Below are 6,356 nucleotides of genomic sequence, written 5' to 3'. Positions count from 1 at the left end.
TGACGCTGACCGGCGAAGCCGTCAGCCGTCCGGGCAACGTCTGGGCGCGTTTAGGCACGCCGGTTCGTCATCTGCTCAATGACGCGGGCTTCTGCCCTTCCGCTGACCAGATGGTGATTATGGGCGGGCCGCTGATGGGCTTTACGCTGCCGTGGCTGGATGTACCGGTGGTGAAGATAACCAACTGTCTTCTGGCGCCCTCTGCCAGTGAAATGGGAGAAACGCCGGAAGAGAAAGGCTGCATTCGCTGTAGCGCATGCGCCGATGCCTGTCCGGCCGATCTCCTGCCGCAACAGCTTTATTGGTTCAGTAAAGGGCAGCAGCACGACAAAGCAACGGCGCACAATATCGCGGACTGCATTGAATGCGGTGCCTGCGCCTGGGTATGCCCAAGCAATATTCCACTGGTGCAGTATTTCCGTCAGGAAAAAGCCGAGATTTATGCCATTAGTCAGGAAGAAAAACGTGCCGCTGAAGCGAAAGCGCGATTTGAAGCCCGACAGGCGCGACTCGAACGTGAAAAAGCAGCACGTCTTGAACGTCACAAAAGCGCTGCCGTTCAGCCTGCGGCTAAAGATCATGATGCCATTGCCGCCGCGCTGGCTCGCGTAAAAGAAAAGCAGGCTCAGGCAATGCAGCCGGTGGTCATTCAGGCTGGCGAAAAACCAGACAATAGTGCCGTGATTGCCGCACGCGAGGCGCGTAAGGCGCAAGCTCGCGCAACCCGGATGGAAAACCCTCCCCAAGCTGGAGGCAGCAGCACAGAGGTCGACCCGCGTAAAGCTGCAGTGGAAGCGGCAATCGCTCGCGCCAAAGCCCGCAAACTCGAGCAGGAAACCGTAACGGAAACAGCCGAACCGGTGGATCCGCGTAAAGCTGCAGTGGAAGCGGCAATCGCCCGCGCCAAAGCCCGCAAGCTTGAGCAGGAAACCGTAACGGAAACAGCCGAACCGGTGGATCCGCGTAAAGCCGCCGTGGAAGCGGCAATCGCCCGCGCCAAAGCCCGCAAGCTTGAGCAGCAGACGGTTACGGAAACAGCCGAACCGGTGGATCCGCGTAAAGCCGCCGTGGAAGCGGCTATCGCCCGCGCCAAAGCTCGCAAGCTCGAGCAGCAGACGGTTACGGAAACAGTCGTACCGGTGGATCCGCGTAAAGCCGCCGTCGCGGCCGCTATTGCACGCGCTCAGGCAAAGAAAGCCGCCCAGCAGCAGGTTGTAAACGAGGAATAAATGGTATTCAGAATAGCAAGCTCCCCTTATACCCATAACCAGCGCCAGACATCGCGTATCATGATGCTGGTGTTACTGGCTGCATTGCCGGGGATCGCCGCTCAGCTGTGGTTCTTTGGCTGGGGTACGTTGTTCCAGATAGTTCTGGCCGCCATCAGCGCTATCGCCGCCGAAGCGGGCGTGCTTAAACTGCGTAAACAACCCATTGCCGCGATTTTAAAAGACAACTCCGCGTTGCTCACCGGGTTACTGCTGGCCGTGAGTATTCCCCCGCTCGCCCCCTGGTGGATGGTAGTTTTAGGCACGGTATTCGCCGTTATCATTGCTAAACAGCTGTATGGCGGCCTCGGTCAGAACCCGTTTAACCCCGCCATGATTGGTTACGTGGTGCTGCTGATTTCATTCCCGGTACAGATGACAAGCTGGCTGCCGCCGCATGAAATTGCGGCGACTGTGCCTGGTTTTTTTGACGCCCTGAACGTTATCTTTAGCGGACATACCGCCAGCGGCGGGGATATGAACACGCTGCGTATGGGTATTGATGGTATCAGTCAGGCAACACCTCTCGATACCTTTAAGACGTCGCTGCATGCAGGACGTACTGTTGAGCAGGTGATGCAATACCCAATCTACAACGGCATGCTTGCAGGTGCTGGCTGGCAGTGGGTTAACCTTGCCTGGCTGGTGGGCGGCGTCGTGTTGCTATGGCAGAAAGCGATTCGCTGGCATATCCCGGTTAGCTTCCTGCTGTCGCTCGCCGTTTGTGCCACTTTAGGCTGGATTTTCTCGCCAGATTCGCTGGCCTCGCCTCAGTTGCACCTACTTTCCGGCGCGACCATGCTGGGTGCATTTTTTATTCTTACCGATCCCGTTACAGCATCAACAACCAACCGTGGTCGCCTGATTTTTGGCGCACTTGCGGGCCTGTTAGTGTGGTTGATTCGCAGTTTTGGCGGTTATCCTGATGGCGTGGCTTTTGCCGTATTGCTGGCAAATATCACGGTTCCCCTGATTGATTATTACACCCGCCCTCGCGTGTACGGACATCGCTAAGGACTCCCTATGCTGAAAACGATTCGTAAACACGGTATTACTCTGGCGCTGTTTGCAGCGGGCTCGACGGGGTTAACCGCGGCAATCAATCAATTAACCAAGTCCACCATTGATGAACAAGCCGCGCTGCAGCAAAAAACGCTGTTCGATCAGGTTCTGCCAGGCGATCGCTACAATAATAACTTGTCCGAAAGTTGTTATCTGGTCGATGCGCAGGCGTTGGGCAAAGGCACTCACCGAGTGTATATTGCCCGCCAGGACGATCGTCCCGTTGCAGCAATTCTTGAAGCTACGGCGCCAGATGGTTATTCCGGGGCTATTCAACTGCTGGTTGGTGTCGATTTTTCGGGTACCGTGTTGGGTACGCGGGTGACCGAACATCATGAAACGCCAGGGCTGGGTGATAAAATCGAACTGCGACTGTCCGACTGGATCACCCACTTTAGCGGCAAAACGATCGCTGCGGGTAACGACGCTCACTGGGCGGTGAAAAAAGACGGCGGCGACTTTGACCAGTTTACTGGCGCAACCATTACGCCGCGTGCGGTAGTTAATGCAGTAAAACGCGCCGGTTTGTATGCGCAGACGCTGCCCGCGAAACTTCCTCAACTTAGCGCCTGTGGAGAATAAACCATGAGCGAAATTAAAGACGTTATTGTCCAAGGGTTATGGAAAAATAACTCCGCGCTTGTGCAGTTACTCGGGATGTGTCCGCTGTTGGCCGTCACCTCGACCGCCACTAACGCGCTGGGCCTGGGACTCGCGACTACGCTCGTCCTGACGCTGACGAACCTGACGATTTCTGCCCTTCGTCGCTGGACACCGCCTGAAATACGTATTCCGATTTATGTCATGATCATCGCCTCCGTGGTGAGCGCGGTGCAAATGTTGATCAATGCCTACGCTTTTGGCCTGTATCAGTCTCTGGGCATTTTTATCCCGCTGATTGTGACCAACTGTATTGTTGTTGGCCGCGCTGAAGCCTTCGCAGCCAAAAAAGGCCCTGCGCTATCCGCACTCGATGGCTTTTCCATCGGCATGGGCGCAACTGGCGCCATGTTTGTTCTGGGCTCGCTACGTGAAATAATTGGTAACGGTACACTCTTTGATGGCGCAGACGGTTTGTTGGGTAGCTGGGCCAAAGTATTGCGCGTTGAGATCTTCCATACCGATACGCCGTTTCTGCTGGCCATGCTGCCACCAGGCGCGTTTATTGGCCTGGGTCTGATGCTGGCTGTTAAGTATCTGATTGATGAGAAAATGAAGAAACGTCGTGCCGAGGCGGCTGTCACGGACAGTCCGGCCGGTGAAACAGGGAATGTGTAATGAACAAAGCAAAACGGCTGGAAATACTGACGCGCCTGCGTGAGAACAATCCGCATCCGACAACCGAGCTAAATTTTACATCGCCGTTCGAACTGCTGATTTCAGTCTTGCTCTCCGCGCAGGCCACCGATGTCAGCGTCAATAAAGCGACGGCTAAGCTCTACCCCATCGCCAATACGCCAGCCGCGATGCTGGAGCTTGGCGTTGAAGGGGTTAAGTCCTACATCAAGACAATCGGTTTGTTTAACAGCAAAGCGGAGAACGTGATTAAAACCTGCCGCATTCTGCTGGAGCAACATAATGGCGAAGTGCCTGAAGACCGGGCCGCATTAGAAGCCCTGCCCGGGGTTGGGCGAAAGACGGCTAATGTGGTGTTAAATACCGCCTTTGGCTGGCCCACTATTGCCGTAGATACCCATATTTTTCGCGTTTGTAATCGTACCCAGTTCGCCCCGGGTAAAAACGTCGAGCAGGTTGAAGAGAAGCTGCTGAAAGTCGTACCTAGTGAATTTAAAGTCGATTGCCATCACTGGTTAATTCTTCATGGCCGCTACACCTGTATAGCCAGAAAGCCGCGCTGCGGTTCCTGCATTATCGAAGATCTTTGCGAATTCAAAGAGAAAGTCGATATCTGATGCTGCCGGGGCATACTGCTTGCCCCTCGCTAACATAACGATTAGTTATGCACTCCCCTGAGTTTATTTTCCCGACAATGATGCCGCTCAACCGCCCATATCTAATGCAATATTCTTGTTAATTAACACCTGAGCAGGTTAATCGTTTTTTTAGTAAAAGAAATTTCTATCTATACGTGATCCAGATCATCCAGATAACATAATGTTAAAAAATATTTATTTTTTAGTTAAAGTGACAATCAGATGACCTAACTGAACAGTTTCTAAACAAAACATTACACTGGCTATTTTTCAGATAATGGCCTATATCACTGGATTCAAGCGCAAATAGCAGAACATATCGCCACATTGCGGTTTTTACCCTGATTAAACAGTGTAAAAATCTGCCATTTTTCAAATGAAGAAATTTAACGCTAGATAACATTTCACAGTCCCGACGATTTCACCAGTCATGATATATGTAACAGATTATTACAAACCACTTGTCTGAATGGTCAAGATAGTGAACATTACTTGCCGTTTCCCCTCCCACTATAACAATCGGACGGATGAACTTGACTCATCACGTGCCTGAACACCCCCGTTGATATGGGATGTAAAAAAAGAGGTAAAAGTGTCTACTGCAAACAATAAACCAACAGAAAGCGTGAGTTTAAACGCCTTCAAACAACCAAAAGCGTTCTATCTCATTTTCTCTATTGAGCTGTGGGAGCGTTTTGGTTATTACGGCCTGCAAGGAATTATGGCCGTCTACCTGGTTAAACAACTGGGTATGTCAGAAGCGGATTCCATCACCCTTTTCTCGTCCTTTAGCGCCCTGGTGTACGGTCTGGTTGCCATTGGCGGCTGGTTAGGTGATAAAGTTCTGGGTACAAAACGTGTCATTATGCTGGGTGCCGTTGTCCTGGCCATCGGTTATGCGTTGGTAGCATGGTCTGGTCACGATGCGGGTATCGTTTATATGGGCATGGCGGCCATCGCGGTCGGTAACGGCCTGTTTAAAGCAAACCCATCATCCCTGCTCTCTACCTGCTATGCCAAAGATGACCCGCGTCTTGATGGTGCATTTACCATGTACTACATGTCCGTCAACATCGGTTCATTCTTCTCTATGCTGGCAACACCGTGGTTGGCTGCGCATTACGGCTGGAGCACCGCGTTCGCTCTGAGCGTCGTGGGTATGCTGATTACCGTTGTTAACTTCGCATTCTGTCAGCGCTGGGTTAAACAGTACGGTTCTAAACCTGACTTTGAGCCGATCAACTTCCGTAACCTGTTGCTGACTATTGTTGGCGTCGTGGTGCTGATCGCGATTGCAACCTGGTTGCTGCACAACCAGCAGATCGCTCGTATGGTTCTGGGCGTCATTGCTCTGGGTATCGTGTTTATCTTCGGTAAAGAAGCATTCACCATGCACGGTGCTGCGCGTCGTAAAATGATCGTCGCCTTCATTCTGATGCTGGAAGCGATTATCTTCTTCGTGCTGTACAGCCAGATGCCGACCTCACTGAACTTCTTCGCGATTCGTAACGTTGAGCACTCTATTCTTGGCATTGCTTTCGAACCTGAGCAGTACCAGGCACTGAACCCGTTCTGGATCATCATTGGTAGCCCAATCCTCGCCGCTATCTATAACAAGATGGGCGATACCCTGCCGATGCCAACCAAGTTTGCGATTGGTATGGTGCTGTGTTCCGGTGCGTTCCTGATCCTGCCGCTGGGTGCTAAATTCGCTACCGATGCGGGCATCGTTTCCGTTAACTGGCTGATCATCTGCTACGGTCTGCAAAGTATCGGTGAACTGATGATCTCCGGTCTGGGTCTGGCAATGGTGGCTCAGTTGGTTCCGCAACGCCTGATGGGCTTCATCATGGGTAGCTGGTTCCTGACCACTGCCGGTGCAAACATCATCGGTGGTTACGTAGCCAACATGATGGCTGTACCAGAGAACGTCACTGACCCGCTGATGTCCCTTGAAGTCTACGGTCGTGTGTTCCTGCAGATTGGTGTTGCTACGGCTGTTATCGCTGTTCTGATGCTGCTGACGGCACCGAAGCTGAATCGTATGACTCAGGACGATGACGTCAATGAGAAAGCCTCTAAGGCCGCGACA

At 52.5% G+C, this 6,356-nt stretch carries 6 protein-coding genes; all 6 read left to right on the top strand.

The genetic code is table 11. From position 1 onward, the window contains the following. Nucleotides 1–1,229, top strand: a 1,229-nt coding sequence (gene rsxC, locus FDW87_RS22305) for an electron transport complex subunit RsxC (RefSeq protein WP_252363112.1), incomplete at its 5' end; no start/stop codon positions are given. Then, nucleotides 1,230–2,282: an electron transport complex subunit RsxD gene (rsxD, locus tag FDW87_RS10780; protein ID WP_047417613.1), complete on the top strand. Its 1,053-nt coding sequence runs from the start codon at nucleotides 1,230–1,232 to the stop codon at nucleotides 2,280–2,282. 9 nt (nucleotides 2,283–2,291) lie between these two features. Continuing rightward, nucleotides 2,292–2,912 (top strand): electron transport complex subunit RsxG, encoded by a 621-nt coding sequence (gene rsxG, locus FDW87_RS10775; RefSeq protein ID WP_047358431.1) that lies wholly within the window; start codon nucleotides 2,292–2,294, stop codon nucleotides 2,910–2,912. A 3-nt stretch (nucleotides 2,913–2,915) separates the two neighbouring features. Beyond that, nucleotides 2,916–3,608 carry an electron transport complex subunit E gene (locus FDW87_RS10770; RefSeq protein ID WP_016153005.1) on the top strand — a complete coding sequence of 231 codons (693 nt, stop codon included), beginning with the start codon at nucleotides 2,916–2,918 and terminating at the stop codon, nucleotides 3,606–3,608. Then, nucleotides 3,608–4,243 (top strand): endonuclease III, encoded by a 636-nt coding sequence (gene nth, locus FDW87_RS10765; protein ID WP_016153004.1) that lies wholly within the window; start codon nucleotides 3,608–3,610, stop codon nucleotides 4,241–4,243. The genes FDW87_RS10770 and nth overlap by 1 nt, the downstream gene beginning before the upstream one ends. 613 nt (nucleotides 4,244–4,856) lie before the next feature. Then, nucleotides 4,857–6,356: dipeptide/tripeptide permease DtpA (gene dtpA, locus FDW87_RS10760; protein ID WP_137379767.1), on the top strand; the 1,500-nt coding region annotated here is incomplete at its 3' end.

It is taken from the genome of Citrobacter sp. wls826, from assembly GCF_005281245.1.
Lineage (GTDB): Bacteria > Pseudomonadota > Gammaproteobacteria > Enterobacterales > Enterobacteriaceae > Citrobacter > Citrobacter braakii.
The sequence above is the reverse complement of the archived record's forward strand: the minus strand, read 5'-3'. Positions and strand labels throughout refer to the sequence as shown.

What these genes read in the sequence shown, in the direction of transcription:
- rsxG (WP_047358431.1), top strand. Translation starts at nt 2,292, where the DNA reads ATGCTGAAAACGATTCGTAAACACGGTATTACTCTGGCGCTGTTTGCA.
- nth (WP_016153004.1), top strand. Translation starts at nt 3,608, where the DNA reads ATGAACAAAGCAAAACGGCTGGAAATACTGACGCGCCTGCGTGAGAAC.
- FDW87_RS10770 (WP_016153005.1), top strand. Translation starts at nt 2,916, where the DNA reads ATGAGCGAAATTAAAGACGTTATTGTCCAAGGGTTATGGAAAAATAAC.
- rsxD (WP_047417613.1), top strand. Translation starts at nt 1,230, where the DNA reads ATGGTATTCAGAATAGCAAGCTCCCCTTATACCCATAACCAGCGCCAG.